The organism is Frankia sp. CeTa3Moorea (assembly GCF_978021225.1).
The window spans coordinates 2,849-28,873 of sequence record NZ_CDXDOR010000063.1 but is presented as its reverse complement, the minus strand read 5'-3'; the positions used below and the strand labels follow the sequence as shown (position 1 = coordinate 28,873).

At 69.3% G+C, this 26,025-nt stretch carries 24 protein-coding genes and 2 pseudogenes; 16 read left to right on the top strand and 10 right to left on the bottom strand.

Annotated elements, in window-relative coordinates:
- Window positions 1–67 precede the first annotated feature (67 nt).
- The gene (locus AC08OV_RS13190) at window positions 68–628 is read right to left on the bottom strand and encodes a hypothetical protein (protein ID WP_476615616.1); all 561 of its coding nucleotides are present in this window, start codon (window positions 626–628) and stop codon (window positions 68–70) included.
- A 671-nt stretch (window positions 629–1,299) separates the two neighbouring features.
- On the opposite strand from AC08OV_RS13190, the gene AC08OV_RS13185 reads away from it, so the two are divergent.
- Together AC08OV_RS13185 and AC08OV_RS13180 are read left to right on the top strand one after the other, a co-directional pair.
- Window positions 1,300–1,950, top strand: a complete 651-nt coding sequence (locus AC08OV_RS13185) for an IS4 family transposase (protein WP_476615617.1) — start codon at window positions 1,300–1,302, stop codon at window positions 1,948–1,950.
- A gap of 176 nt (window positions 1,951–2,126) precedes the next feature.
- On the top strand, window positions 2,127–2,351 hold the full coding sequence (locus tag AC08OV_RS13180; protein WP_476615618.1) for a hypothetical protein: 225 nt from the start codon (window positions 2,127–2,129) through the stop codon (window positions 2,349–2,351).
- On the opposite strand, the gene AC08OV_RS13175 is transcribed toward AC08OV_RS13180, so the two are convergent.
- A complete protein-coding gene (locus AC08OV_RS13175) occupies window positions 2,348–2,758 on the bottom strand; it encodes a TetR/AcrR family transcriptional regulator C-terminal domain-containing protein (RefSeq protein WP_476615619.1) in 411 nt (136 codons plus the stop codon). The two genes, AC08OV_RS13180 and AC08OV_RS13175, sit on opposite strands and share 4 nt — an antisense overlap.
- 185 nt (window positions 2,759–2,943) lie before the next feature.
- Here AC08OV_RS13175 and AC08OV_RS13170 point away from each other — a divergent pair, with 185 nt between their 5' ends.
- Together AC08OV_RS13170 and AC08OV_RS13165 are read left to right on the top strand one after the other, a co-directional pair.
- Complete coding sequence (locus tag AC08OV_RS13170) at window positions 2,944–4,035, top strand: MFS transporter (protein ID WP_476615620.1); 1,092 nt, start codon at window positions 2,944–2,946, stop codon at window positions 4,033–4,035.
- A gap of 227 nt (window positions 4,036–4,262) precedes the next feature.
- Window positions 4,263–4,490, top strand: a complete 228-nt coding sequence (locus tag AC08OV_RS13165) for a hypothetical protein (RefSeq protein ID WP_476600792.1) — start codon at window positions 4,263–4,265, stop codon at window positions 4,488–4,490.
- 397 nt (window positions 4,491–4,887) lie between these two features.
- Here the strand turns inward: AC08OV_RS13165 and AC08OV_RS13160 are convergent, their stop codons facing one another.
- Window positions 4,888–5,844, bottom strand: a complete 957-nt coding sequence (locus AC08OV_RS13160; protein ID WP_476619735.1) for a class I SAM-dependent methyltransferase — start codon at window positions 5,842–5,844, stop codon at window positions 4,888–4,890.
- Window positions 5,845–6,194: 350 nt separating this feature from the next.
- On the opposite strand from AC08OV_RS13160, the gene AC08OV_RS13155 reads away from it, so the two are divergent.
- From AC08OV_RS13155 to AC08OV_RS13135, 5 genes are all read left to right on the top strand, one after another.
- A complete protein-coding gene (locus AC08OV_RS13155) occupies window positions 6,195–6,665 on the top strand; it encodes a hypothetical protein (RefSeq protein ID WP_476619734.1) in 471 nt (156 codons plus the stop codon).
- Between the two features lie 222 nt (window positions 6,666–6,887).
- Window positions 6,888–7,433 carry a DUF1360 domain-containing protein gene (locus tag AC08OV_RS13150; RefSeq protein WP_476616237.1) on the top strand — a complete coding sequence of 182 codons (546 nt, stop codon included), beginning with the start codon at window positions 6,888–6,890 and terminating at the stop codon, window positions 7,431–7,433.
- A gap of 557 nt (window positions 7,434–7,990) precedes the next feature.
- Window positions 7,991–8,245: a hypothetical protein gene (locus AC08OV_RS13145; RefSeq protein ID WP_476619733.1), complete on the top strand. Its 255-nt coding sequence runs from the start codon at window positions 7,991–7,993 to the stop codon at window positions 8,243–8,245.
- Between the two features lie 231 nt (window positions 8,246–8,476).
- Entirely contained in the window at window positions 8,477–9,250 is a 774-nt protein-coding gene (gene uppS, locus AC08OV_RS13140) for a polyprenyl diphosphate synthase (protein ID WP_476592757.1), read from the top strand.
- Between the two features lie 452 nt (window positions 9,251–9,702).
- Window positions 9,703–9,987 carry a hypothetical protein gene (locus tag AC08OV_RS13135; protein ID WP_023841456.1) on the top strand — a complete coding sequence of 95 codons (285 nt, stop codon included), beginning with the start codon at window positions 9,703–9,705 and terminating at the stop codon, window positions 9,985–9,987.
- 284 nt (window positions 9,988–10,271) lie between these two features.
- On the opposite strand, the gene AC08OV_RS13130 is transcribed toward AC08OV_RS13135, so the two are convergent.
- Window positions 10,272–11,585, bottom strand: a complete 1,314-nt coding sequence (locus tag AC08OV_RS13130; RefSeq protein ID WP_476619732.1) for a lipase — start codon at window positions 11,583–11,585, stop codon at window positions 10,272–10,274.
- Between AC08OV_RS13130 and AC08OV_RS13125 the strand changes: the two genes are divergently transcribed.
- Together AC08OV_RS13125 and AC08OV_RS13120 are read left to right on the top strand one after the other, a co-directional pair.
- Window positions 11,586–12,074, top strand: coding sequence for a hypothetical protein (locus AC08OV_RS13125; protein WP_476619731.1), 489 nt, complete (start codon window positions 11,586–11,588; stop codon window positions 12,072–12,074).
- 443 nt (window positions 12,075–12,517) lie between these two features.
- Window positions 12,518–13,156 (top strand): hypothetical protein, encoded by a 639-nt coding sequence (locus AC08OV_RS13120; protein ID WP_476615495.1) that lies wholly within the window; start codon window positions 12,518–12,520, stop codon window positions 13,154–13,156.
- Between the two features lie 354 nt (window positions 13,157–13,510).
- Here the strand turns inward: AC08OV_RS13120 and AC08OV_RS13115 are convergent, their stop codons facing one another.
- The gene (locus AC08OV_RS13115; protein WP_476619730.1) at window positions 13,511–14,332 is read right to left on the bottom strand and encodes a molybdopterin dinucleotide binding domain-containing protein; all 822 of its coding nucleotides are present in this window, start codon (window positions 14,330–14,332) and stop codon (window positions 13,511–13,513) included.
- Between the two features lie 237 nt (window positions 14,333–14,569).
- Here AC08OV_RS13115 and AC08OV_RS13110 point away from each other — a divergent pair, with 237 nt between their 5' ends.
- A complete protein-coding gene (locus tag AC08OV_RS13110) occupies window positions 14,570–15,136 on the top strand; it encodes a YceI family protein (protein ID WP_476592751.1) in 567 nt (188 codons plus the stop codon).
- A 135-nt stretch (window positions 15,137–15,271) separates the two neighbouring features.
- On the opposite strand, the gene AC08OV_RS13105 is transcribed toward AC08OV_RS13110, so the two are convergent.
- On the bottom strand, window positions 15,272–15,628 hold the full coding sequence (locus tag AC08OV_RS13105; protein WP_476619729.1) for a winged helix-turn-helix transcriptional regulator: 357 nt from the start codon (window positions 15,626–15,628) through the stop codon (window positions 15,272–15,274).
- A 296-nt stretch (window positions 15,629–15,924) separates the two neighbouring features.
- Here AC08OV_RS13105 and AC08OV_RS13100 point away from each other — a divergent pair.
- A pseudogene (locus AC08OV_RS13100) lies at window positions 15,925–17,394 on the top strand (DUF2142 domain-containing protein); the annotation flags it as partial.
- 350 nt (window positions 17,395–17,744) lie between these two features.
- On the opposite strand, the gene AC08OV_RS13095 reads toward AC08OV_RS13100, so the two are convergent.
- From AC08OV_RS13095 to AC08OV_RS13080, 4 genes are all read right to left on the bottom strand, one after another.
- A complete protein-coding gene (locus tag AC08OV_RS13095) occupies window positions 17,745–18,815 on the bottom strand; it encodes an ABC transporter substrate-binding protein (protein WP_476614665.1) in 1,071 nt (356 codons plus the stop codon).
- Between the two features lie 650 nt (window positions 18,816–19,465).
- Window positions 19,466–20,365, bottom strand: a complete 900-nt coding sequence (locus AC08OV_RS13090; RefSeq protein ID WP_476619728.1) for a MurR/RpiR family transcriptional regulator — start codon at window positions 20,363–20,365, stop codon at window positions 19,466–19,468.
- A 262-nt stretch (window positions 20,366–20,627) separates the two neighbouring features.
- Window positions 20,628–22,856, bottom strand: a complete 2,229-nt coding sequence (locus AC08OV_RS13085; protein WP_476614667.1) for an NADP-dependent isocitrate dehydrogenase — start codon at window positions 22,854–22,856, stop codon at window positions 20,628–20,630.
- A 413-nt stretch (window positions 22,857–23,269) separates the two neighbouring features.
- Window positions 23,270–23,686, bottom strand: coding sequence for a hypothetical protein (locus tag AC08OV_RS13080; protein WP_476614668.1), 417 nt, complete (start codon window positions 23,684–23,686; stop codon window positions 23,270–23,272).
- A gap of 335 nt (window positions 23,687–24,021) precedes the next feature.
- Here AC08OV_RS13080 and AC08OV_RS13075 point away from each other — a divergent pair, with 335 nt between their 5' ends.
- The 3 genes and pseudogenes from AC08OV_RS13075 to AC08OV_RS13065 all read left to right on the top strand — a co-directional run.
- Window positions 24,022–24,867: an isocitrate lyase/PEP mutase family protein gene (locus AC08OV_RS13075; protein ID WP_476614669.1), complete on the top strand. Its 846-nt coding sequence runs from the start codon at window positions 24,022–24,024 to the stop codon at window positions 24,865–24,867.
- 524 nt (window positions 24,868–25,391) lie between these two features.
- Window positions 25,392–25,865: an epoxide hydrolase family protein gene (locus AC08OV_RS13070; protein ID WP_476614670.1), complete on the top strand. Its 474-nt coding sequence runs from the start codon at window positions 25,392–25,394 to the stop codon at window positions 25,863–25,865.
- A 10-nt stretch (window positions 25,866–25,875) separates the two neighbouring features.
- Window positions 25,876–26,025 (top strand): annotated as a pseudogene (locus AC08OV_RS13065) (DDE-type integrase/transposase/recombinase); the annotation flags it as partial.

Genomic DNA, 26,025 nt, shown 5'->3' with positions numbered 1-26,025 from the left:
CAACGGAAGTCCTCGGTCAAGGGCACAGTGGAGTAGACACCCGGTGATCTACCGGGGACTTCTCTATTTACGGCACCCCTCCGGCCACCGCCCGGCCAACTATCGCCGCCGCCAGATGGCGGAACGACTGGAGCCGGCGCCCGTTCAAGGCGATATCCGTCTCCACCACCCACCGCCTGCCCCGCGCGCACTCCTCGACGAGAGCCCGCAGGGCGTCGTGCGCCGAACGCCGCGGGCGGAACCCGAACGAACATTCGGCCATGTCAGCCTCGAAGACCGGCTCGAGCACGATCCTGGTAGCTGTCTGCACGATACGGTCACGAACAGCGGGAATCGACAGCGGCCTGAACCCGCCCTTCACCCCAGATTTCGGGATCCAGACCCGCCGAAGCGGCAGCGGCCGATACCTTCCTTCCCGCAGCTCGGCGGCCAAATCATCCAGGAGCAGGGAAACCCCGTACTCCTCGACCTGGGCCACCGTGATGTGGTCGACGCCAGATGCCCCCTTGTTGGCGCGCACCTGAACCCACGCACGCTCCAGGACGTCCCTACGGTGGACCTTGTCCGAGAGCGCATGGAACCTCCGTCCGGGATCGGCCTTGGCCGTCCGGTAAAGCGTGTGCTGCAAGGCACGGACCGAATCCCCACGGGATCCACCAGCGGCGGGACTAGCAACCATGGCACTCACCGGGCCCCTCCTTTCCAACCGCACGCATCGACGAAGCAGCGGCCCTTCCCCTCACCGCCGGTTATGCTGTCCGGTCGGCTCGATCGGTAATATGGCCGCCTCCGACGCCCACCCGGCCCGCCACCCACTTCCCGGGATCACCGGTTATAGGGCACGGCTCTCCGGCAGATTTCCGCAGCCTGCCAGGCCGGGGAGGGCCTCCCCAGTTCCCGCCGCCACTATCAGTACGTTCCGCGCCCCATACGCCGAGGAGTTCCTCACGGCTGCAATTCCATGATCTTCGCCGCTTCCATGGCCTTCGCCCCGATTCCGAAGGGCTCGGCACTCCCTTGTCCCGCTCAAAGAACGGGCTGAGTAACGACGCCGCAGGCTTCGCTTTATGCTGCGGACCGCACTGTCGCTCCCCCTCGCAGGGCCTTTGACGCTGGGCTTCGACCCCGCCCGTTTCCAGACGAAGCCGCCAGCCTGCTACCGGGCCTCCTGGCAGCTACCCGGACCGGACTTCCACCGGCAAGCGACGACGAGCTTACGACAGGTAGATCAGCCGTCTACACGGCGTCACCTCCAGTCTGCTGGGCGCACTGAAAAGGCTCAATAATCAAGTTATTTCAATGCAACTACTAAGCCGGCTGGAACCCGGCATGCTTGTCATAGCCGACCGTAATTTCTACGGCTATGAGCTGTGGCGTGCCGCCACGGAGACCGGCGCCGACCTCATGTGGCGTGTCAAGGCGAATCTCACCCTTCCTGTGCTGGAAAGCTTTCCCGACGGCTCCTACCGCTCCGTCGTCCTCGCCGGCGGGCCGTCCGCCAGCCGGCGACGCACCCTCGTGGAGAATGCCCGGCGCGGCGCGGACCTTGACCCTGACGAGGCGATGACCGTCCGCGTCGTGGAGTACGAAATCCCGGACCGCGGCGACGGCGACGTAAAAGAAATCATCTGTCTGATCACCACTGTGCTTGACCCCACCGACACTCCCGCACCGCTGCTCGCCGCCGCCTACAGCGAGCGCTGGCAGGAGGAAATCAGCATCGGGGGACTCAAGACTAGCCAGCGTGGGAACGGACGTGTCCTCCGCTCGAAAACCCCAGAAATGGTCCGCCAGGAAGTTTGGGCCATGCTCCTCACCCACCACGCCATCCGAAAAGTCATGGCCGACGCGGCCGAAGAAGTCGATATAGACCCTGATCGGCTCTCCTTCACCCGCGCCCTCCGCGTCATCCGCCGCCAGATCACCGGGCCGGCGGATTTTTCCCCCTGACGACCACGAGAAAACCCTCACCCGCGTCCACCGCGACCTCCGCCGCCGGAAGAACCCGATCCGCCACCGCACCTGCCCCCGAGTCATCAAACGAGCCCGCCACAACAGCTATCTCGTTAAACGCGATACCCACATCACCACCCGTCACGTCGGGCCACCAACCGTAACGCTCCCGCGTGTCGCTTAATTCAGCGGCATTGGGTCTGGAGGCCTTCGTCGAGCTGGTGGTCCCGATCCTGCAGGAACGCGGGCTGACCCAGCGCGAGTACACCGGCGGAACCTTCCGTGAGTCCCTCGGTCTGCCGATCCCCCCAACCATTTCACGTTTCACGAAGCAGGACGTCGCAGCCGACCCCACCGGCCCAGACAGCCCAGATAACCCAGACAGCCCCGCCAGTTAGTCGACAGGGAGAGGACCGGACGGCGGGTGGCTCGCCGCGAGCGGCGGACGCGAGCGGGCGGGCCGCGCGTGCCGGCGGGTCGCAAAGGCCCGCAGGAAGGTCCGCACGCCCATGCGTACGGCGTCGTCGAGGTCGACCGGGCGGATGGGCCGGGTGCCCAACGCCGACAACGCCGGGAGGTCTCCGGCAACGAGCGACATGAACTGGCTCGCGGCGCTCTCGGGATCATCGACGTCGAGATGCCCGCGGTTCGCCAGCCGCGCGAGCCATCCGGCCAAGGCGTTCACGACCGGCTGCCCCCCGAGCGACACCACCTCGTCGTACAGGTCGGGCATGTGGGGGGCCTCGGCGTACAGCAACCGCTGCAACGCCCAGCCCTCATCGCTGAGCTGGCATTCCAGGATCAACAGCCAGCACTGGAGCAGAACACCCCGGGAGTGCTCGGCCTCGTCCTCGCGGCGATCGTCGGCGCCGAGTTCATGCTTCAGCTCGACGGCACGATCGTCACCGTCACGCTACCCGATCTTCAGACGGATCTGGGCCTGTCCGCCGGCTCGCCGCCGCGTCCCTGCTCGCGGGACTCGCACCGGGCGTGGGCCTGCTGCTCACCGGCCGTGTCCTGCAGGGCGGCGGGGCGGCGCTGGCTGGCCCCGCGGGGCTCGCGCTGCTCGCGACGACCTTCACCGGGGTGCGCCAGCAACGGGCGTTCGCCGTCTACTCGACGGTGACGGGGCTCGCGGCGTCCGCCGGCATGGTGCTCGGGGGGATCCTCACCGACCTCACGAACTGGCGGGGGACGCTGCTGATCAACGCTCCGATCGGCCTCGCCGTCGCGGTGCTCGCCGCCCGGGTGGTGCCCCCCGCTCCTCGGGCGGCCAATCGGCCGGCCCTGGACCTCGCGGGGGCGGTCCTGTCGGTGCTCGGCATGACGGCCCTGGTGTTCGGCTTCGTGCGGGCCGCCGACTCGGGCTGGACGGACCCGGGAGCCGTCGCGGGTCTGGCGGGCGGTGTGGTGGTCCTGGCGGGCTTCACGCTGCGGGAGTCGCGGGCGGCGTCGCCCCTGCTCCCCCTGCGGGTGCTCACCCACCGGGGCCGGGCGGGCGCGTTCGTCGACCTGCTGCTGATGGCGTTCGTGCTGACGAGCTTCCTATTCTTCCTGACCCAGTTCCTCCAGCGGGTCCTCGACCTGGAGCCGCTCGTCACGGGGCTCGCGTTCCTGCCGTTCGGCGTGTCCCTGCTGCTGACCGCCCGATCCGTGCCCAGGATCCTCGCCCACCTGAACCCGCGGGCGCTGGCCCTCATCGGCTTCACCGTGATCATCCTGGCGATGCTCTGGCTCAGCCTGCTCGACGCCGGCAGCCGCTACGCCGTCGATGTCCTCGCCCCGATCATCCTGCTGGGCGCGGGCGCCGGGGCGGCCGTGGTGCCGCTCAACCTCATCGTCCTGTCGCAGACCGCTCCCGAGGATGTCGGTGTCACCTCCGCCGTGCTCCAGTCCGCGTTGTCGGTCGGCGGGTCCCTCGGCCTCGCCGTCCTGCTGACCCTGTTCACCGGCGCGGACGGCGTCGCCACGGGCGCCGCGCGCGCCTTCCTGGGCGGCGCGGTCATCGCCGCGGTCGCCGTCCTGATCGGCCTCGCGGTCTGGTACCTGCCCGGACGCCGATCCGCCGACCCGGCCAGCTGAATCAGCGCGGCCCGGACCTCGTGGGTTTCGCCCTTCTCCGCGGTCCGGGCTGTCGGTCCAGACTGTCGCCTCGATGCCGCCGTTCGGTTTCTCCGGCGGCACGGACGGACAGACGGGCACAGACGGACAGAGGGGCACGGACGGACAGACGGGTAAGAGCGGCCCGTGCGGGAACTGGTACTCCGAAGGATCCGTATCCGCAGACCCCGATGAAGGGAGCCGATCAAATGACCACGACAGCCGAGACCGGGAACGTCACCGGCACGAAGGACGCCCAGTACGACCTGCTGTGGTTCACGGAGAGGTGCCTGAGCAACGCGCTGCGGCTGGAGACCTACATCGGCGACGCCGAGCGCGACGGCGACCAAGAACTGGCGAGCCTGTTCCGCCGGGCGCAAAACGAGAGCCGCAAGGGCGCCGAGGAGGGCAAGCAGCTGCTACGCAACCGGCTCTGACCCGACCCCTCCCCACCTCCTCCGGTGACGTGCCCCGGTGATCTGCCTCCTCCGGTCCGATCAGCGCCTGGATGCTCCCCTTGCCCACCGGGCGCCCGGTACCCCGGGACGGCAGGTGACCGGCCGCGGAGACGACCGACCGGTGTACGGTCCGCAGTGTCTTGCCGGTCGGTCGCCACGATCGCCGAGTGCGGTCTCGTCGGGTTTCCCGCACGGGTGCCATGGGCATCATCCCCGGTCAACCCCAACCGAAACCCACGAGGGAACTACGTACTGTAAGTAGATCGGGTGACGGGCGGATCAGGGTGACGGGCGGATCAGGGTGACGGGCGGATCGGTCCGGGTGAGCGGAGCGCGCGAGGTGGCGCCAGACCGTGTCGGGTCAGACCATGCCGGGTCAGACCATGCCGGGGTCGGCCACGAGGAGGTCGGCCACGACGACGTGGCCGTTGCGCAGCGACTGGCGGTGCCGGACCGGCACCGCCAGCCACCGGGCGAGCGTGAGCAGGTCGTCGTCGCGGCGGACGGTGAAGCCGTGGGCGGCAAGCATCCGACGCATCGCGGCGGGGGTCCATGCCGAGCGGTTGGGTTCGCGGGCCAGGGGATCGGGGCGCCGTGACACGATGGTTAGCACCCGTGCCGCCAGCCGGCCGAGAAGCGCCGAGAGCGTCGGCGTGTGGTAGTGAACGATCAGGCGGCTTCCCGGGGTCGAGCGCCCCGCGACGACCCGGGTCGTGGCGGCGACTTGGCCCCGGGTGAGGTAGGGCACGACACCCTCCCAGATCCAGACCGTCGGCACCGTCGGCCGATGCCCTACCGACGTCAGGGCCGCATCGAGGTCGTCGCGGCTGAAGTCCACCGGCACAAAGCGCGGTGTCGTTCCGGAACGCGGTGCCGTTCCCGGCGGCCCCGCCTCCCCGGGCCGATCCGCGTCTCCGAGCCGGTCGAGCTTGTCCCGCTGGGACACCGGATGATCGACCTCGAATACGGCGACGGCGGCGAGCTCCGGCATCCGCCAGGGCCGCCCGTCCAGGCCCGCGCCGAGAACCACCAGTTGCTCCGCCCGCCGCACCCCCCGATCGCCGACGGCCTCCCGGAGGGCCTCGTCGATGGCGACGGTACGCGGCACCATCACCTCACCGCAGGCCCGCACCATCTCGAACTCGAGCCGCGCCCCCCACCCCCGCGGCGGGACACCGCCGCGCACCCACTCGACAACGCCCCGTTCGTCGGCGCGCAGGAACATCATTGCTGTCGGATCGTCGAACCGGTCGATGGCGATGCGCCCGTGCGCAACGGCCCGCCCCTGGCACACCAGCACCGCGGTCCGGCTCGCGCCCCCGTGACCGCCCATGGGCCGATGTGCCTGCACTCTTCCACGATTGCATGCCACTACCGCGGGGGCACCCACAGGCAAGAATATGATCATTGGCCTGTCGTGCTCGCCATCGGCGGCCATGGCCGGGTGAGCGTGCTGGAAGCCGTGCACATCCACCTCGGCCTCAAGGCCCAGTCCCGCGCACCGCACGACGGCAGGCCGTTCACCGAAAGTGTCGATGGTTGCAGTGAAGCAGGCGGCCTCGTGAATCGCGTGCACGACAACGCTGCCTCCGTACCCACTACAGTGGGCCGTCCGTTGCCGATCCACCCTGGTCACAGGGGGCGCGCCAGCATGCCCACCGAAGAGACCCACACCAGGTCCGGATGGCAGGATCACTCCAGGAGACCGTCGGCGTTCTCCCACCGTTACGTTCGTCGTTCCCGTCCCGCGCACCGTCTCCCCGGAAAGGGGCCAACACCCTGATGGCCGAGCAGTCCCCCCGTCGCAGCATCGAGTCCTGGGCGCACGAGCTGCCTGTGAGCTTCGTGGAATGCCGCACCATGGGACATCGCTGGCAGCCCCACAGCGCCACCTGGGACCGTGAGGCCCGCGCCTACCACGTCATCCACGCCTGCGACCGCTGCCACACCCAGCGCAAAGCCTGGTGGACCCGCAACGGCGAGGTCACCGCCGCCGGCTACACCTACCCCGAGGGCTATCTCACCCGTGACGTCGGCTATATCGGAGCCGACGGCCGCGGCGTCCTGCGCACCGAGTACCTCACCCGCATGTTCAACACGACCACTCGGCGTGCCAGCGCGAACGGCCACGGGGACGCGGCACCGGAGTCCTGAACGAGACCCGGTCGACGACCCCGAAAGCTGCGGCAACCCCGAAAGCTGCGGCAAACTCGTCCGGGCCGGCCGACGAGAGCATGACCGTTCCTCCTGCCGCGCGGACCCGGGCGGTGGCACCCGGTGGCCTCCGCCGGGCCCGCCGCTGGCGGCGGCCGGCGGGGCGTGTCGCGGGGCGTGCTCCGCCTGGTTACCGTCGGAGACGGTGGGCAGGCATCCGACATGACGCATACCCCGAAAACCGGTGTGCTGGCCCGCCTGACCAACACGGCGCGCCAGGAACAGAGCGAGTACGCGGGCGACGAGCCCCGCCCGCTGCGCGGCTATCTCGCCACCCTGTCGGCGTATAGCGGGTTGTGCGCGGCTCTCGGGCTGATCGGCCGGGTGTCCGGTGCGGTCCTGCCCGAGCGGTTCGCGGTCCCCGACCTGATTCTCGTCACGATCGCCACGCACAAGCTGAGCCGCATTCTCGCCAAGGACCCGGTGACAAGCCCGCTGCGCGCCCCCTTCACCCGCTTCCGTGGCACCGCGGGACCGGCGGAACTCGCCGAGGAGGTCCGCGAGCACCCCCCGGGCCGGCACAGCGTGGGTGAGCTACTCACCTGCCCGTTCTGCACCGCGCAGTGGGTGGCCACCGGCTTCGTCTTCGGCCTGGTCGTCGTGCCTCGGCCGACGCGGCTCGCCGCATCCGTCTTCACGGTGGTCACCGGCTCCGACCTACTTCAGCTTGTCTACGCGAACGCGCAACAACAGGCCACCAGGGGCTGACCATTCTCTCCCGGGTGATGGGTTGTTGCACCCAGATCACGGGAAATGGTGGCGCGGTGATGATGTGTGACGTGTGTACGCGCATGCGCACGCGCGTACACCTGCGCGTGCATACTCTAGAAGAATCGGGTCCGGTCCCATCGTAAGAGCCGGATGCACGTGCAGACGTTTGAACCCCGCGGTGCCCGGCGAGAGGCCAAGGGCCATGGCGGGCAACCTGCGCGAACTCCCTCGCTGGGCCGCCGACCGCGAAGGCCTGGAACGGGTCCGAAGAACTCAAATCATCAAAGCATCGCCGAACGGTGGTCCGTGTGTCATGTCTCAGCCGGCGCTCGTGTTGAAATAGGCACGGAAGAGGGGCCCGAGGCGCCAAGATGCTCATCTGGAGCGCCGTGGCGAGAGTATGGACAGAAACTTACCGAATGTCACCGTAAGACGCAGGAGCGGCACCGATAGTGATATCAACGGTTTTCACCGGTCGACCTTCGTCCGCCATGGCCGCCGTGGGCGGCTCCGGACGAGCTACGTGAAGAGGGGTGCGTGAAGAGGGGTGCATGATGGAGTCCTCGACTGACCAGTCGAGCTGGTCGGACGTGTGGTCGCACATTCCGGCCGCGAATCCGCAGCGATCCGGCCCGCTCTGGGCGTTGGCGGTCCTCATCGGGCCGGATCGGGCGGTGGAAGGTGTCGTCGGGTTCTTCGTGACACCAGCCGAGGCGAACCGGCACGCCCGGGCGGGGGGCTACGAGAACTGGCTGGTGGTTCCGGCGCTGGACCTGCACGGGGTGGGTGGGCCGGTGGCGGTCCTGTGACCGGCGGACCGCCCGATCGCGACGTCGGCCCGAGCCCCCGCGGAAGCCCTTCCTCGGGAGGGGGCACACTGGTATCCCGACGTACCACTCCCCCACCCACGACACCCACGACACCCACGACAGATCAACCACAGGCCCATTCCGACCATGGGCTCTCCCCGAACTCCTCCTCCCCCGGGTGCCCCGCGATCGCCGGGCGCCCCACAATCGAAGGTGTAATCGAAGGTGCAGCTGACGGCCGGCCCCCTCTACGCGCTCTACACCCGTCGCCTGCGTCGGCAGGTCATGGCGGGTCCACTGCCTGCGCACGTCGGGCTGGTCATGGACGGCAACCGCCGCTGGGCCCGCGAGATGGGCATGGCGAATCCGAGCCTCGGCCACAAGTACGGCGCCGAGCACGCCGAGGACGTCCTGTCCTGGTGCGAGCTTGTCGGGATCAAACACGTCACCGTGTTCGTCTGCTCGACGGAGAACCTGCAGCAGCGCGGGGACGCCGAGGTCGCCTTCCTCATGCAGGTGATCGAGCAGGTGGTGGCCGACCGGCTCGGGCGGCCGGACGCCCGCTGGCAGGTCCATCTCGCGGGCATGCTGGACACGCTGCCGGACAGCACGGCCCGTGTCCTCAAGGATGCCGTGGAGACGACCCGCGGCGTCACGACCGGCGCCCACGTCACCCTCGCCGTCGGGTACGGAGGTCGCCAGGAGGTCATCGAGGCCCTGCGCGAACTGCTGTACGAGCGGGCCGAGGCGGGGGACTCGCTGGCCGACGTCGCGTCGACGCTGACCGTGGACGACATCGCCCAGCACCTCTACACCGCCGGCCAGCCCGACCCCGATCTGGTGATCCGCACCAGCGGGGAACAGCGGCTGTCCAACTTCCTGCTCTGGCAGAGCGCCTACTCGGAGCTGTATTTCTGCGAGGCGTACTGGCCGGCGTTCCGTGAGATCGACTTCCTGCGCGCCCTGCGCAGCTTCGCCGCCAGGGAGCGACGCCACGGTGCCTGATCCGCGCCTGGCCCGCCCTTGAACCGCCCTTGAACCACTCCTGAGCCGCCCTTGGACGGCGGGCTGCGTGCGCCTGGTTTTTCCGCTTCCCGCTGCCCGATCATTTCTTCCTTTATCTGGCTATTTCCCCCTTCCCGCCTTTTTCCTTTCCTTCTTTCCTCCTTTGAGCGGGGCTGGCATCCCCCCGGACAGGAAGATCGTTCAGACGGTCAACGCCGGTCATGGGCCACCTATGGGCTTCAGGGATGTGTAGAGCGCCCACCGCACCGTCGTCGTCCGACGGCTGGCCACCCGCCCGGTCGGCCGCATCCTGCCCGCGGAAACGCCCAGTTGGTGCCATTACCGCAAGTAAGTGCTTATTGCGCCATCAGCGAACTACCGTCGAGTCTCCGTCGCGCTGGTGCAAGCCTGTCGCCTGTCGGGACCTGATGTCAGACATAAACGGAGCATCAATGGCATCCGCCACCAGCGTCCACAAGGGTTGGAAGATCTTCTTCACCAGAGAGGAGACCGAGATGGTCGCTAACGGCGTCGACATAGCCGCGATAGTTTCGGCCGTCATACCCGAGCCGGCCACCGCCACGGTGGCGTCGGTGGCCCCGCGAATCCTCGCTTTTTACGCGAATCGCGCTCTCAAAATCAACAAGAGGCTCGGCCTCGAGGTCAACATGCCCAGCCCCAATTTCCCCGTCCGCACCGAAACCATCGGGCCCCCGGTGTGGCCTTTCCGAATCTAGCCATGATCAAAAATGGCGGCCGGAACGTCGTCAACACCGTTGATTATCTTGTCTGCACTCCCCGGAGGCACCGAGATACCTGACCGCAGCTGACGATGAACAGCGCCGACGACGAACAGCCCCGACGACGAACGCTGAAGCCGATGAGCCGGGAGGTCCCTCCGTCCCACCCACGAGTGCCGCCCGCCGACGTCCGATTTCGCTGGCCGGTTGACCGGCCATCGCCGGCGATGGGACCGGCGATGGCCGGGGACCATGGATCGTCCTGGTCCGTCAGCTCGCTGTTACTGCTGCACCTGTTGCCGGAACCAGCGGACGACCGCGGCCGTACCGGCCTTGTTGGAGTCGAGATGACCGACGTTGGGTCCCAGGTTGATGATCGGGGCGTCGGCGCCCCTTGCCAGGAACGCGGCCCGGCAGTGCTCGCTGTTGGCCCGCGGAACCTGATGGTCGGCGCCGCCGACGTAGAGCCGGACCGGCACCCTCGGGTTCCAGTTCGAACAGGTCTTGTCCGCCGCCCACAGCGCCACGGCCAGCCGGCCCTGGGGGTTGCGGAGCAGGTCGAAGCCGTGTGGGGTGAGCAGCTTGTCGGTGGTCGCCGGCAGGCCGGCGAGGATCTGCTCCCCGGTGTGCTTGCCGTCGAAGAGCGTCGCGACCTTCGGGTCCTGGAACACCTCCGCCGGCGAGCGGTACAGGTGGTGCAGGCGGTTCCAGGAGACGAGGAAGAAGGCGGTGTAGCCGACGCCGAAGGGCCATGCGACCTGCCCGTTCAGCCACGCCGGCAGCTCCACGGAGCGCAGGTCATAGGCTCCGCTGACGGGCGCGAGGGCACCGAGCCGGAACGACGGGTCGGCGCCGGCCCGCAGCGCCTTCCCCAGTCCCGTCGCCGCCGAAGCGCCCTGGGAGAACCCGGTGACCAGCACATCCCGTTTGAACTTCCGGCCTTCACGCTCGGCGACAGTGCGCGCCGCGCGGAGCAGGTCCAGCGACGCGCTGGTCTCCGAGGGGACGTCCAACCACGGATGGTCACCCGGCCCGACGCCGTAGCCCAGGTAGTCGGGGGCGACCGCCGCGAACCCGGCGGCGGCGTAGGTGAGGGCCGGGGCCTGCCCCCAGGAGTTGGCCTCCAGATCGGTCGCGGTCGACGGGGCGTCCGTGCGGTTGATCTCGGTGCCGTGGGCGTAGGAGACAACCCGTAGCCAGCGGTCCTCGGTGCGCGGCAGCGCCACCAGGCCGCTGGCGGTCGTCCGACGTCCACGGGGGTCGATCGTGTAGTACACGACCCGGTAGGTCCGCACCCCCGACCGGATCACCTCCGGATCGGCGTCGAACCCGGTACCGGCCAGGACCGCCCGCACATACTCCGCCGACAGGACCCGTAGCCGTTTGACGGAGACCACATCCCCGCGGTAAGAGGATGTGTGACGCCAAGCCGTGGTTGGCCCGGTGGCCGCGGCGGGGTCGATGAGGGCGGTGGTCGTCGCGGTGGCCGTCACCGCGGTCGTCGCGGCGAGGACGAGCCCCATGACGGTCCGGCGCCGCCGGGAACGCCGTCCCCTCCTCACGATGTCCTGCCGCCCGTGACGTACCAGCCGCACGTGACGTCTCTGCGGCGCGTGGCCTCCTTCCTGGACATGACCCGTTTCCTGCTCGTGACCCATTTCCCGCATGTGACCTCCTTCCCGCACGTGACCAATTTCCCGCATATGACGCCCCAGTGGCACATGACTTCTTTCCTGCACGTGGCCTCTTTCCTGCATGTGACTTCCTTCCCGCGTGTGCATTGCGATGCCGGTGACGCTAGAAGTGGGCCTGTCGCCACGCCGGTGATCCTAAAAGTGGGCCTGTCCAGGATGAATGCGGTCAGCAGGTCGACCCGGGCGGGGAAAACCACCGCACACGGGCTTCGAACGGCCTACCGGCTTCCGCCGGTGATGATGGCAACCGTGCCGGGGAGATCGAACAGCCGCTCAGGTGTCTTCATCGCGCCCTCTGCCCGCCCGTCGGGTGACCGCCACCTGCTGGCTGCCATCACGCCCTGCCCGGAGGGCCAATGTAGGTGGCCTGGTCAGATATCCATCGCTTGATGGGCAGCACCGTCGGCACCGGGAGCACGCTCCCGACACCGACAGTCGTAGTGTGATCACACCAAAAAGACGGATGCGCCGGCGAAGGTGATTTCCGGCACGGGCCGCCGGCCCTGAACGCGTGCGTCGCCCGCGAAGGACCGGTTATAGGCAGTCGATCCCCGGAAAGGGTCGCCGCGGCGACACCCGCCCCCCACCGCCGAGGGATGCCGGGAGAAAGCGCTCCGGTGGCTGTTACCATGCTCCATATGGGCTTCGGGAAAATCACGGCGTCTATGCCCCTTGGGGGAAATCCACGGTGCCGGCGATGAGATCGGTCACGATTGCCCCCGATCCGACCTCCGCCGGCTCCCCCGGGATGTGGGACACCGCCCCGAAAACCGCGGAGCAGACCCAGCAGAACGAGTTGATCGGGCCGGACGCCCGGCTGGCGACCTGGGTGTTTGAACGCGCTGCGCGGCCTGTTGGCCGTACTTTTCATCGCGACGGTCATGTGCTTCTACTCCCTTGCCCCGGTGGCCCCGGTGGCCCCGGTGGCCCCGGTGGGCCCGGACGGCGCGGCCGAATACCTCGCGGCAAGCCTGCGGTTCGGCGTCTTCTACACCTCGATCGCCGTCTTCGCGGCATTCTTCTTCGATCGCCGCCACCTCGAACACGTCTTCTGGCGGATGTCACTGGGCTGCGTGTGGATCGCCCTGGCCGGCTATGCCGTCGCCGCCGTCCTACCGGCGCCGGTGTGGGTAGACCCCGGCTCCGGCGGCACGCCCCGGCTGCGCGGGCTGCTGGCCGAGCCCTCGTCCTGGGCCCCAGTCATCTCCGTGCTGATCCTGCTGGCGGTCCGGCGCAGGTCGTGGCGAAACCTGGCACTCGTCGTCCTCGCCGGTCTGCTGACCACATCACCCACGGTCCTGCTCACCGCCTCTATCAGCCTGGCCTTCTGTTATCTCAACGGGGTTCGAGCGGTGGCTGCCCGGGGCCGCCGGACGATCGTCCTCGCCGCCGGCCGGCTACCTGGCCAGCAACAACGGCCTGACGGTCGCGTTCGGCCGGCTCGTCGCCGGACTCGGCGCGCTGGGCGATGACACGGCACCCGCCACCGCCAACGGCCGTTACACGAGCGCGCGGATCGTCATGGCCGAGGCCCGGCAGAACGGTCATCCGAACATCGGCTACGGCCCGAACTCGAACTCCGTCTATCTCGCCAAGAAATACGGTGACGGCCGGAACTACGCGGCCAACTCCCTCTACCTGGCCTGGCTGTTCGATGTCGGTCGGATCGGCGCGTGCACTCTTCTGGCAGCGGTCTTCCTGATCCTGCTGCGGCTGGCCGGACGGCCGGCATCGGCCGCCCTCTTCATACCCTTCCTGGTCGCTTCCCTCATCAACTCCGCACAGGGTTTCGAACTTTTCAAGTTCACCTTCGTCTCCATCCTGCTCTACCTGTTCGGCTGGGAGCGCCGTATCCTCCCGGCAACCGCCGTCAAGAACCCGGTCTCGCACGACGCAGACCAGCAGACCAGCCGCCGGGACACACCCTGCGCCGGGGTTTCGAGTGGGCGCACGAGGTCGACGTGGGTGCCGTCGGCGATACCAAGCTCGTCGAGGTCGTCCGGGTGGACGAACACGACGCGCCGGCCGCGGCGCACCCCGCGGTACCGGTCGTCCATGCCGTAGATCGTCGTGTTGTACTGGTCGTGGGGACGGACGGCCTGCAGCAGCAGGTGTCCCGGCGGGACCCGCAGCACCTCGCAGGTGTTGACCGTCAGCGCCTGGAACAACGCCGGGTCCCCGTTCACCCGGATCTGCAGGAACTGATCCGCCAGGGTCGTGCCCCGCCCGAGCAGGCTGGAGCGATCCCGATCGTCGCCGACAGCGCCGCCCCCCGACGACTCGTGACACATGTTCGAACAGTCCGGCAGGTTGTTCGTCCCCACCATCCGCGCGAACGGCTGCCAGACGAACGCCGCCTCGTTACTCGTCCGACCCGACGTGTAGAACACCGCCTCATCCGGACTGTCCAGCGCGTTCAGCTCCCCCGCGATGATCCCGAATGCCTCGTCCCAACCGATCGGCGCGTACCGGTCCGCACCCGGCGCCTTGAACATCGGCTCGATGATCCGACCCCGGCTCCCCAGCCAGCGCCCGGACCGACCCGCGAGATCCGCCAGCGGATGCGCGGCGAAGAACTCCCGGCCCACCCGGGCCCGCGTCGCCTCCTCCGCCACCGCCTTCGCGCCGTTTTCACAGAACTCCGCCACCGACCGCTCCCCCACCGGCGGATCCGGCCATGCGCACCCCGGCCGCTGTCTCGAAAGCCTCACTCCGCCTACGCGGCATGACTGACACCCCCATGAGGACCGGCACCGGCATTGAACCGGCAGCGGTCCAGGACCCCGCTACCCCTTGTATTTCGTTAGCCACTAATGTTTTGTAGGGGTACCGTTGCAGCCGCAACGGCCACCGCCCCATCCGTCGATCATCGACCTGGAGGTCCCGTGACCGCGCCATCCCCGTCCGACATCGCTCCGCTGCCCCTGGCCGCCGGTACCTGGACGCTCGACCCCGCGCACTCGGGCGTGAACTTCCAGGTCCGCCATCTCGGCGTCACCAACGTCCGCGGGCGCTTCGACACGTTCTCCGCGACGCTGTCGGTCGGCGACACCCTGGAGTCGGTGTCCGTCGGCGCCGAGATCGACCTGGCCTCGATCAACACCAACCAGCCCGACCGGGACGCGCACCTGCGTTCCGCCGACTTCTTCGACCTCGCGTCCCACCCGTCCATCACGTTCACCTCGACGTCCGTCACGGGCAGCGACGAGGAATACGAACTCGCCGGCGATCTTTCGATCAACGGAGTGACCAGACCCGTCACCCTGGCGGTCGAGTTCTACGGGGTCGACACTCACCCCGTAGACGGCCGCGTCCGGTCCGGCTTCGCCGCGACGACGGAGATCCGCCGCGGCGACTATGGCATCACCTTCAACCTGCCGCTCGGTGCCGGCAGGCTCGCCCTCTCCGACAAGGTCAAGATCGAGCTCGACCTGCAGTTCATCGCCCCCTGATCAACCCGGCTCCCCAACCGGTCCCGCGCCGTCGCGAGCCCGCGCCCCGAGATCATCCGGGCTCGCGACGGACCGTGGGCACCTCCACCGGCCCGACAAGTACCAGCCCGGCAAGCCCCGGTCAGCAAGCCCCGGTCAAGGAGTCCTGGGAGACGGCGGCTCCCCGCGCGCGACGAGATGCTCCTGCGCCCATACCTCCAGCTCGTGCAGCGCCGTCCGCAGCCCCTCGCCCCGCGGGGTGAGCCGATAACGCGTCGCCACCGGCGGCCCCTCGAGAACCTCACGCTCCACGAGGCCGACCTGGACGAGTTCGGTGAGACGGCCCGACAGCATCCGCTCGCTCACCCCCGGCACCAGCTTCGCTATCTCGGAGAACCTCGCCGGGCCGGCCATCAGCGTACTGATGATCAGACCGCTCCACCGCTTCCCCAGCAGCGCGAAGACCGGAGTCAGCGCCTGACAGCTCACGCCGTCCTCCGGCCTCGCAACCATCCGGTCATAGTAGATGCCCGACGCATCATGGGTGCCCCGACGCATCGCAGGTCACGACGCAGGACAGGCCCCCAAGTGGGACCAACTCAGGCTGTCACACCCACCCGGACGACCCGGCGGGGATCGGGAGCGTAGGCCGGCGTGCCGGTGAAGGCCAACCGGCGGGTCCTGGTGGCGACCCGCGGAAGACCGGCCCGGTCCCGCCAATCCGCCAATCATGCAGTGGAGTTAGATAGGCGCGACAGGATGCGATGGGGTGAGGGAACCATCGGGCGTCGGGGCGCGGCAGGGGAGTCATGGCCGGTGGACCGGAGTGCCGTTCGACGACGGACACTCCCGGCAGTGCCGCGCCTCACCGGAGTGGCCGGCGGGGCTGGCCGGGTCGGCTGGGCCGAAGTGGCCGGCGGGGCCGAAGTGGCCGGCGGGGCCGGCGGGGCCGGCTGCGTGGCACGGCCGGCCGGTCCCCGGGTGCGTCCCGGCTGCCTCCCCGGCTTCTCGTCGCGGGGTTCCTCCTGCTCGTCGCCGCCTGGGTCGGCACCAACCCGCCGGGGTTCGGCCCCGACGAGCCCGCCCACTTCGTGAAGGCGGTCGGCGCGGGCACCGGGCAATGGACGGGAACACCCGGCCGGCTGGCACATCCGTCGTTCGGCAACGGACCGGGCCGCACCGAACGGATCGACTGGATCAATCGCAACAGCCGCGTCTTCGCCCTGCCCGCCGGGCTCAACCCCGGCGCGGCGGGGTTCCCCTGCGACCTCTTCCGCGACTGGCTGTCCGTCGCGTGCCTCGACCGTCCGCACTCCCGGCCGCCGGCGACGCGGGCCCTCAGTTACGTGGGCACCTATGAGCCCTATCTCTACGCGGTCGAGGGTGCCGTGATGACCCGCACGCACACGGCGGACGGCGCGCTCTACGCCGGGCGGGCGACCTCGGCTGCCATCGTGGTGACACTGTTGGCGATCATCATCGTCGCCTCCTGGGATTCCCGCGCCGGACTGCTCTCGGTCGGCGGCGTGCTGCTGGCGGTCTCGCCGATGGCGTTGTTCCTGGGTTCCGTCCTCGGCACGAACGGGATGGAGATCGCGGGCGCGACCGCGTTGTTCACCCTGGCGCTGCGGCTCGGTCGACCGGGCGCGCCGCCGAGGTGGATCTGGCCCGCCCTCGGCCTCGTCGCCGCGCTGGTGGCGTTGTCCCGGCCGTCCGGCCCCCTGTGGGTGCTGCTCACCCCGGTGATCGCCGTCGGTCTCGCGGCCCCCCGCGCGCGGGCGCGGGCCGTCGATGCGGTACCCGCCGTCGAGCAGCCCTGGCCAGTCGAGCAGCCCCGGCCAGCAGAAGAGACCCGGCCAGCGGAGGGGACCCGGCAGCACCGGCTGGTCGGGTGGCTCTCGGTTCCGTGGATCGTCCTCGCCGTGGCCGGGGTCGTCGCGACCGCGGCCTGGGAGAAGCGCGTGCAGCCGCACCCGGGGATAAGCCGTGAGCTCGCGGAACAGGGGCTGCGGCAGCTGTCGTCCGACGCGCCCGCCTGGGCACGGCAGTGGGTCGGGGTGTTCGGCTGGGCGAGCCTGCGGATGCCCTCGTTCGCCTACTGGACATGGGGCGCGTGCCTGCTGGTCCTGCTCGGCGCGGCGTTCGTCGTGGGAACCTGGCGGCAGCGGGTCCGCCTCGGCGCGGTGCTGATCGGCGTGGTGGCGGTGGCGGTGGCGCTCGACGTGCTGGTCCTGCGGCAGACGCGCTTCCCGGTTTACGGGCGGTACCTGCTGCCGATCGCGGTGCTGGTGCCCTTGGCGGCCGGGGAGATCCTGACCCGGCGGGCCGCGCGCATCCCCGCGGCCCTGCGCCGGGCGGGGCCCGCCGTCGCCGTCATGGCGGTGGTCGCGGTGCATACCGTCGGCCTGTGGACAGACTGGCACCGCAGCGCCGTGGGCATCTATGGACCGGCCTGGTTCCTGGGCTCGTCGCAGTGGAATCCTCCGGGTGGCTGGGTCCCCTGGATGGCCCTGGCGGGAGCCGGTGCCTGCTGCCTGCTCGCCGCCGCCGCGGCGGCGGCCGGGCCGCGGCGTTCGCCCGCATCGCCCGGCGGCGGGGACGCGTCAGATCAGGGCCCGGCCGGCCCGGGTCACGAGGCGGCCCGACCGGGCGTGATTTCCTTGCCACACAGGTTCTCCGCCACGACGCCGAAGGCCGTACCGGCATTGTTGACCTGGACGAAGGCCAGGCAGGTGCTCTGCCGGCCCAGACTGTTCCTGAGGTCGATCGGCTGGATCAGGCCGCCGGCATCGTAGTTCGTCACCGACCGCAGTCCGTCGACGAAACCCTGCCGGGTGGGGCAGTCCCCGGCCTCCTCCAGACCGCGCAGGAACAGGTCGGTGTTGATGTAGGCCATCATCGTGATCTCCTGCTCCGGGTCCTCCCGCTGGGGGGCGTAGCGCCGCATCGCGTCGATGTAGCTCGTGATGGGAGGGCCGCCGGCCTCGAAGGGCCTGTGGAAAACCAGGACCGTGACGCCGGCAACGGCGGCGCCCGCATCACGCAGCAGTCGGCCATCGTAGCCGCTGGCGGCAAGGATCACCGTGGGATTCCCACCGGCGGCGCGGATCGCGTTCAGCACGGCGGGGAGTTCATGGGCGTCGACCACGGTGAGGAGGGTGTCGGCGCGAGCCGCGACGATCCGTTGGGCGATCGCCGCCGGGCTGTCGGCGTTCGCCGTGTAGCTCACCTCGTCGACGACCGGGATGCCGACTGACTGCACGCTCTGCACGATCTTGCTTCCGGTGTCCGCGATCCCGGCCGACAGGGCGGTCCTGAGCAGAACGGCCCTGGTTCCCCCGCGTGACTGGACGAGCCTGCCGTACGTGTCGATAGCGGATCCGGTGATGTAGAACGACGAGAACATGTTCCGGTACTTCGACCAGACTTCCTCGCGCCAGTCGTACACGATTTTCCGGCCGTGTACCCCGCCACGCTCGTTGGCCAGCCCGATCCGGGCGTCGAGGCCGGCTCGCGCGGCAGAGAAGGGCGCGAGCACCCCCGAGTCGGGGTAAAGCACACCTAGCCTGATCTGATCCGCCGTCACTCCAGGAGTGTCACAGGAGCCCGCGGACGCCTTTCCGGACGAACAACCGCCGGTGCCGGCAGCTACCACCAGCAGGGCGGCGGCGATACCCAAGGGCAGGACTGGGCGGCGCATAGGCGAGGGACCCCCGAGGAGAACAAGACAGGCAGCACAGGGAAATATCCGTTCACGCTCCGGCCCGCTCGACGAATGGGCGAGAGCGCGTGGGCGGACCTCGCTGTATATGGACTATGGGACAGCTACCGTCAACCGTCGGCTGGTGCCCGCCGGCAGACGTCCCGACATTACCCAACACCACCTTCGGGCGTAGCGGTTCAGCTGACGCGGCCGGGTGTTCGGTGTCCCGTGGGAAATCATTGTCACCACGGCTACAGTTGTTCCCGGTGCACGGGACGGCCGGCCAGGCAGGCAGGAAGACCACCGGCGGAACAACAGTAGGACTCGACAAGCCACGGCCCCGGTGCACGTGGGGTTTCGTGCCCACGGGAGATTTCTTCGCGATCCGTCTCGGTCAGCGCCTCGCCGCGCGCTCGGCCTCCTTGTCGGTGGGCCGCATGATGTGTATCACGGTGACGTGATTCACCTGCGGTGCACTGACCGTTTGAGACCGCCTCCCAGGCCAGCTCGTCCCGGTGCAGCGGCTGGGTCGCCTCGCCCGGGAAGACGGAGATCACCTGGGTGAGGTGGAGCTGGCCGGCGTCGCCGTGGGCGGCAGGTGGTTGGCGGCGAGAGTGGTGTTCATGGTCGGACACTCCTAGACATGATCAGATGCGGTGCTCGGTGATAACGTCGCCGGTCGCGGCCAGCGCGTCCTGGGATTGCCGGTGCCGTAACGCGATCAGAACGAAGATCGCGTCGAGGACCACCAGGTGCACGATCCGGCTGGTCATGGTTTCGACCCGATAGGCGGTCTCCCGGCTGCCCGCGACCAGCACCGACTCGGTCAGCTCGGTCAGCGGCGAACTGGCGAAACTGGTCAGCGCCACCGTGGCCGCGCCGGTGGTCGCGGCGGTACGCATCGACGCCAACGTCTCGGTCGTCGACCCGGTGTGGCTGATCGCGAAACAGACGTCCCCCGGGCCCAGCATCCGCGCCGACACGTGCTGGACGTGCACATCCGCCGGGTAGACGGCCGGCAGCCCGATCGTCGTCAGCCGGTAGGCGACGTCGGCGGCCAGCGGGGCCGACGTCCCGACCGCGACGAACAGAATCCGCCGCGCGTTGATCATCAGGTCTACGACGCGGTCCAGCGCGCCCGCGTCCACCGCGCGGGCCGCGACGCTCAGCGCGCCGGCCATCCCCGAGAACACCTTGCGGACCACCTCGGGTGAGCCGTCGTCCGCGGAGATCTCGTCGAGCAGTTGCCGTTCGACCGGGATCGCCTGCCGCGCCAGGCGCAGCTTCAGGTCCTGGAACCCGCGCAGGCCGAGTGTCTGACAGAACCGGATCACCGACCCGACCGAGCTCCCGGACACCTCGGCCAGCTGGGTCACCGACATGTCCAGGACCTCCAGCGGCGCCGGCAGCACCGCATCGGCGACCCGCCGCTCCGCCGGCGACAGGCCCGGCAACCGGGATCTGATCAGCTCCAGCGCGTCGCCGTCACCGACCGGCCCGGGACCCCGCTCAATATCGCCGACCGGCCCGGAAAATCGCTCAACCACCCGGCTGACGCTAGGCGCCACCCATGAACCTCAGGGGACGGACATGTCAATGACGGAATAACAATCCATATGTCGGTTCATCACTGGAGCAAAGTTCTGCCGCGACAGGTGGAGGCCATTGCACTACACAGAGTCACGACACGGTCGCGGCCTGGCGGCGGACCGGCCCCGGCCCCGGGCTCCGGGGCCCTTCCCCTCATCGCGTCATCGCGTCATCGCGTGGGATCCCCCTCGTTGGCGTGGGACCCTCGCTCGGGTCTCGTCAGCCGAGGCCGGCGAGGCTGGCGATGGCCTCGTTGAAGCTCTTCGACGGACGCATGACGGCCGCGGCCTTGACGGGGTCGGGCTGGTAGTACCCCCCGATGTCGGCCGGCGAGCCCTGGACCGCGATCAGTTCGTCGACGATCGCCTTCTCCTGGTCGGCGAGCGTCTTGGCGAGACCGGCGAACGCCTCCGCGAGACGGGGGTCGCCGGTCTGCGCGGCCAGCTCCTGCGCCCAGTAGAGCGCCAGGTAGAAGTGGCTGCCGCGGTTGTCGAGGCCCCCCAGCCGGCGGCTGGGCGACTTGTCCTCGTTGAGGAAGGTGGCGGTCGCGCGGTCGAGGGTGTCGGCGAGCACCTGGGCACGCGCGTTGCCCGTCGTCCGCGCGAACTGCTCGAAGCTGGCCGCGAGCGCCAGGAACTCGCCCAGGCTGTCCCAGCGCAGGTAGTTCTCCTTGAGCAGCTGCTGGACGTGCTTGGGCGCGGAGCCGCCGGCGCCGGTCTCGAACAGGCCGCCGCCGTTCATGAGCGGGACGACCGAGAGCATCTTGGCACTCGTGCCGAGCTCCAGGATCGGGAACAGGTCGGTCAGATAGTCACGCAGCACGTTGCCGGTGACCGAGATCGTGTCCTCGCCGCGGCGGATCCGCTCCAGCGAGAACGCGATCGCGTCGACCGGAGCCTTGATCTCGATCCGCAGCCCGGAGGTGTCGTGCTCGGGCAGGTACGCCCGGACCTTCTCGATCAGCCTCGCGTCGTGGGCGCGGTTCTCGTCGAGCCAGAACACCGCCGGGTCACCGGTGGCGCGGGCGCGCGTGACGGCGAGCTTCACCCAGTCCCGGATCGGCGCGTCCTTGGCCTGGCAGGCGCGGAAGATGTCGCCGGCGGCGACCGCCTGCTCCAGCACCACGGTGCCGGCCTGGTCGACGATCCGCACCGTGCCCGTGGTAGGGATCTCGAAGGTCTTGTCGTGGCTGCCGTACTCCTCGGCCTTCTGCGCCATCAGGCCGACGTTGGCCACCGAGCCCATCGTCGCGGGGTCGTAGGCGCCGTGCACCCGGCAGTCGTCGATGACGACCTGGTAGATGCCGGCGTAGCTCGAGTCGGGCAGGACCGCCAGGGTGTCCGCCTCCCGGCCGTCCGGGCCCCACATGTGGCCGGAGGTACGGATCATGGCCGGCATGGAGGCGTCGACGATGACGTCGCTGGGCACGTGCAGGTTGGTGATGCCGCGGTCGGAGTCGACCATCGCCAGGGCGGGGCCCTCGGCGAGCTCCGCGGCGAAGGAGGCCTTGATCTCCTCGCCCTCGGGCAGCGATTCCAGGCCCTTGAGGATGCCGCCGAGCCCGTCGTTCGGGGACAGGCCGGCCGCAGCGAGCGTCGCGCCGTGGGTGGCGAACGTCTTCGGGAAGAAGGCCCGCACCACGTGGCCGAAGACGATCGGGTCGGAGACCTTCATCATCGTGGCCTTCAGGTGCACCGAGAACAGCACGCCCTCGGCCTTGGCCCGGGCGATCTGCGCGGTGAGGAACTCGCGCAGCGCGGCCACCCGCAGGACGGCCGCGTCCACGACCTCGCCCGCCAGCACCGGCAGGGACGGGAGCAGGACGGTGGTGCTGCCGTCGTCACCCGCGAGCTCGATGCGCAGCGCGCCGGCCGCGGCGATGATCGTGGACTTCTCGGTGGAGCGGAAGTCGTCGGCGCTCATCGTGGCGACGTTCGTCTTCGAGTCGGGTGCCCACGCGCCTATCCGGTGCGGGTGGGTCCGGGCGTAGTTCTTCACCGAGGCCGGGGCGCGGCGGTCGGAGTTGCCCTCGCGCAGCACCGGGTTGACGGCGCTGCCCTTCACCTTGTCGTAACGGGCGCGGATCTTCCGCTCCTCGTCGGTCTTCGGGTCGTCCGGGTAGTCCGGCAGCGCGTAGCCCTGCTGCTGCAGCTCGACGATCGCCGCCTTCAGCTGCGGAATCGAAGCCGAGATGTTCGGCAGCTTGATGATGTTCGCCTCGGGCGTCCTGGCCAGCTCACCGAGCTCGGCGAGCGCGTCCTCGACGCGCTGGGCCTCCTCGAGATCCTCGGGGAAACTGGCGATGATCCGCCCCGCCAGGGAGATGTCGCGGCTGTCGACACTGACCCCGGCCGTCGCGGCGTACGCCTGGACCACGGGCAGGAACGAGTACGTCGCCAGGGCCGGAGCCTCGTCAGTGTGTGTATAGATGATGGTCGAGTCAGTCACCGATACTCCGCTTCGCGTCTGTTTCATCTGGGTATCAAGGTATGCCCTGAACGCCCGCTCCACCGGGGTCCTCGCCGGGCCGGGGCTGTCGGCAGCGGCACCCCACCGACCAGCATGATCGTTATATCGGGTCTCCCCGCGCGCGGGGCTCGGTGACGCTCCGGACAACCCGGGCACGCGGTCGCCGGCCGGTCCCGGACGGCCCGGCTCGCCGGCCATGGAGCCAACCTCGGGGCCAACCTCTCCAAACGCAACGCGACCATCTCCTCCGGACTCGCCGCGGTGGGGGCCGATGTAGCTTATTTCCTCGGCGATTGCGGCCGCCACATCCGGATCAGCCGCCAGCAACCGGGTGCGGGTGGGACGGCGCCGGGCAGGTATCGGGCAGGTGTTGGGAAAGTGTCGGGCAGGTGCTAGGTACTGCCACCCGCGGTGGCGGACACGACGCGGAGTAGGACGGTCAGGCGGTCCCAGGCGACGAGGGTGGCATCGTCACGCTCCTCGGTGGGCGGTGCCGCGGCGAGAAGCTGCACGGTTTTCACCGCCGCGTACAAGTACAGCGGTCGGGGCCGCCAGGCGATCAGCTGCGGGTACGTCTCGTCCAGCGCCCGGTGGACGAGGTACCGGACCGGGGCATCGGGGCGATGGTGCCCGGCATCCAGCTGGTGGAGGATGGCGGCGGCAGCGTCGACTTCGTCCGCGTCCGGGATCCAGGCGTAGGCCCGCAGGGCGGTCTCCGCTTCGGTGAGCGCCTCGCCCGCGGCTGCTATCGGGTCTCCGTCGCCGTGGGGCACGGGCGGCGGGGCCCAGTCATCGTCGTCGTCGGTCATAGGACCACCGTCCCTCACCGCGGGCGTCCTGGGCTGGCGACTGACCTCCTCCCCGCCCTGAAAGGTGGGCATCCCAACTCCTACACACCCACCAAAGGGGTGCGTGGTGGTGAGGTCCGCGGTTCACCGGCACGGCCGGTGCCATGCCTCCCCGTGCGTTCACCGCACGTCCTGCGGCAATATCCTGGGCGGCGTTGATGTCGGCGTTGCACCGAAACCCGCAGGCGACACCTGCGAAGATGACGACACCCGCGACGCCTCACCGGCCGTCGACCAGCGCGTAGAACTCATCTGTCCACGCCGGTGCCCCAACCGGCCCCAGGAAAGTTGATGTGATGGACGACGACACGACCGCGCAACATCGCAAAGCGGTGATATTCCGTGAGCTACACGAGCAGGACAGCCCGTTTGTCATGGCAAATGCCTGGGACGCCGGAAGCGCGCGCCTGCTAACGCAAGCCGGCTTTGTCGCCATCGGAACCACAAGTGCCGGGCTGGCCCTCAGCCACGGTGTGGCCGACGGCGCGAACCTGATCGACCGCACGCTGACTCTTGCCAACGTCCGTGCGATCGCCGCCGCAACCCCGCTACCGGTCTCCGCCGACCTCGAGAGCTGCTTCGCGCAGACGCCCAGGGACGTCGAGGAGACCGTTCTGCTGGCCGCCGAGGCTGGAGCCGTCGGGGGGTCCATCGAGGACGCCACCGGAATACCGCAGGCGCCGATCCTGGCCTTGGACGACGCCGTCACACGAGTCGGCCACGCGGTCGCCGCCGCGCGAAGCCTGCCCTTCCCCTTCGTCATCACGGCACGCGCCGAAAACTTTCTCTACGGCCACCCCGATCTCGAAGATACGATACGCCGCCTTCAGGCGTACGCGGCGGCCGGCGCCGATGTGCTTTACGCCCCGGGCCTACTGGGCCCGGACTCCATCCGCGAGCTCTGCAAGCGGGTCCAAGGCCCGGTGAACGTCCTGGTCGGCCCGCCCCCGTTCCCGTCGGTGACCGAACTGGGCCTGCTCGGTGCCCGCCGCATCAGTTTCGGCTCCCTCCTGCCGCGTATCGCTCTCGCGGCCGTGCTGCACGCGGCCCGGGAAATCTACGAAGAAGGTACGTTCTCAGGCGCCGCCGAGGCGACACCCTATGCGCAGGCCAATCAGATGATGTCCTCGGAGGTGCGGTAGCGCGGGCGGAGGCGGCTGCTCTTCACCGCCGTACGGGTCCGCCGACGAGACCGCCGACGACCGTGCCGGCAGCACCACCGTCAGCGGTCCCCGGCCCATCGGCGGTCCGCTTCGTCCCAGTCCTCATTGCGCCTGTCCAACCCCTGCCGCCAGTTCTCGGCGTCCGAGGCACTGCCGTAGGGACCCAGGCGCCGATGACCGGGCGCATCCGGCGGGTTCTCCGCGCGTCCGTGGTCGAGACACCACCACCAGCCGGACGGGTTCCAGGCCGAACTGTCCACGGACCCGGACCCGGACCCGGACCCGGAGCCGGATCGGGAACGGGAACGGGCCCGGCGGCGCGCCGCCATCCCTCGTAGCCATGTCCACATAGCCGTCTCCTACCCGGGTCACGCGCGCCCGATCCCCACGCGGCGATGTCGTTCCGGCCGAGCCGGACTCACCCGCTACGTCGACCGGCTCACCGGATACGTCGACCGGCGGTAGGAAGACGACGATGCGAAGAGGACGATGACGAGACGACAATGAGCCACGAAACCACGCCGTCGCACGCCGCCGAGACCCGGCCGTTCCCACTGGAGCCGACGCCGATTCACGTGCCCGACGACGTGCTCGCCGACCTCCAGCGGCGCCTGGAGTTGACTCGCTGGCCGCTCGATGCGGGCAACGAGGACTGGTATTACGGCGTGAACCGCGCCTACCTGCAAGAACTTGTCGACTACTGGCGCACCGGCTACGACTGGCGCAAGGCCGGAGTCGGCCCCGATCCGACCCCCCTGATCCTCACCCATGGCTGGCCCTGGACGTTCTGGCACTGGTCCAGGGTCATCGATCCGCTGGCCGACCCCGGCGCGTACGGCGGCGATCCCACCGAAGCATTCGACGTGATCATCCCCTCGTTTCCCGGCTTTCGCCCGGGAGGCGGTCGACGACCAGGCGGATCAGGGTGCCCTCGATCAGCCACGCCCACGAACCGCCACCTACAGCAAGATCCCTAAACCAGGTGAATGCTTACACGGCGACATAACATATGTGCGCACCGGAGAAGGCTGGTGCTATGTCGCCTCGGTGATCGACGCATTCTCGCGGAAAGTCGTCGGCTGGGCCGTCGACAACCACCTGCGCGCCGGCCTGGTCCTCGACGCGTTACGCATGGCG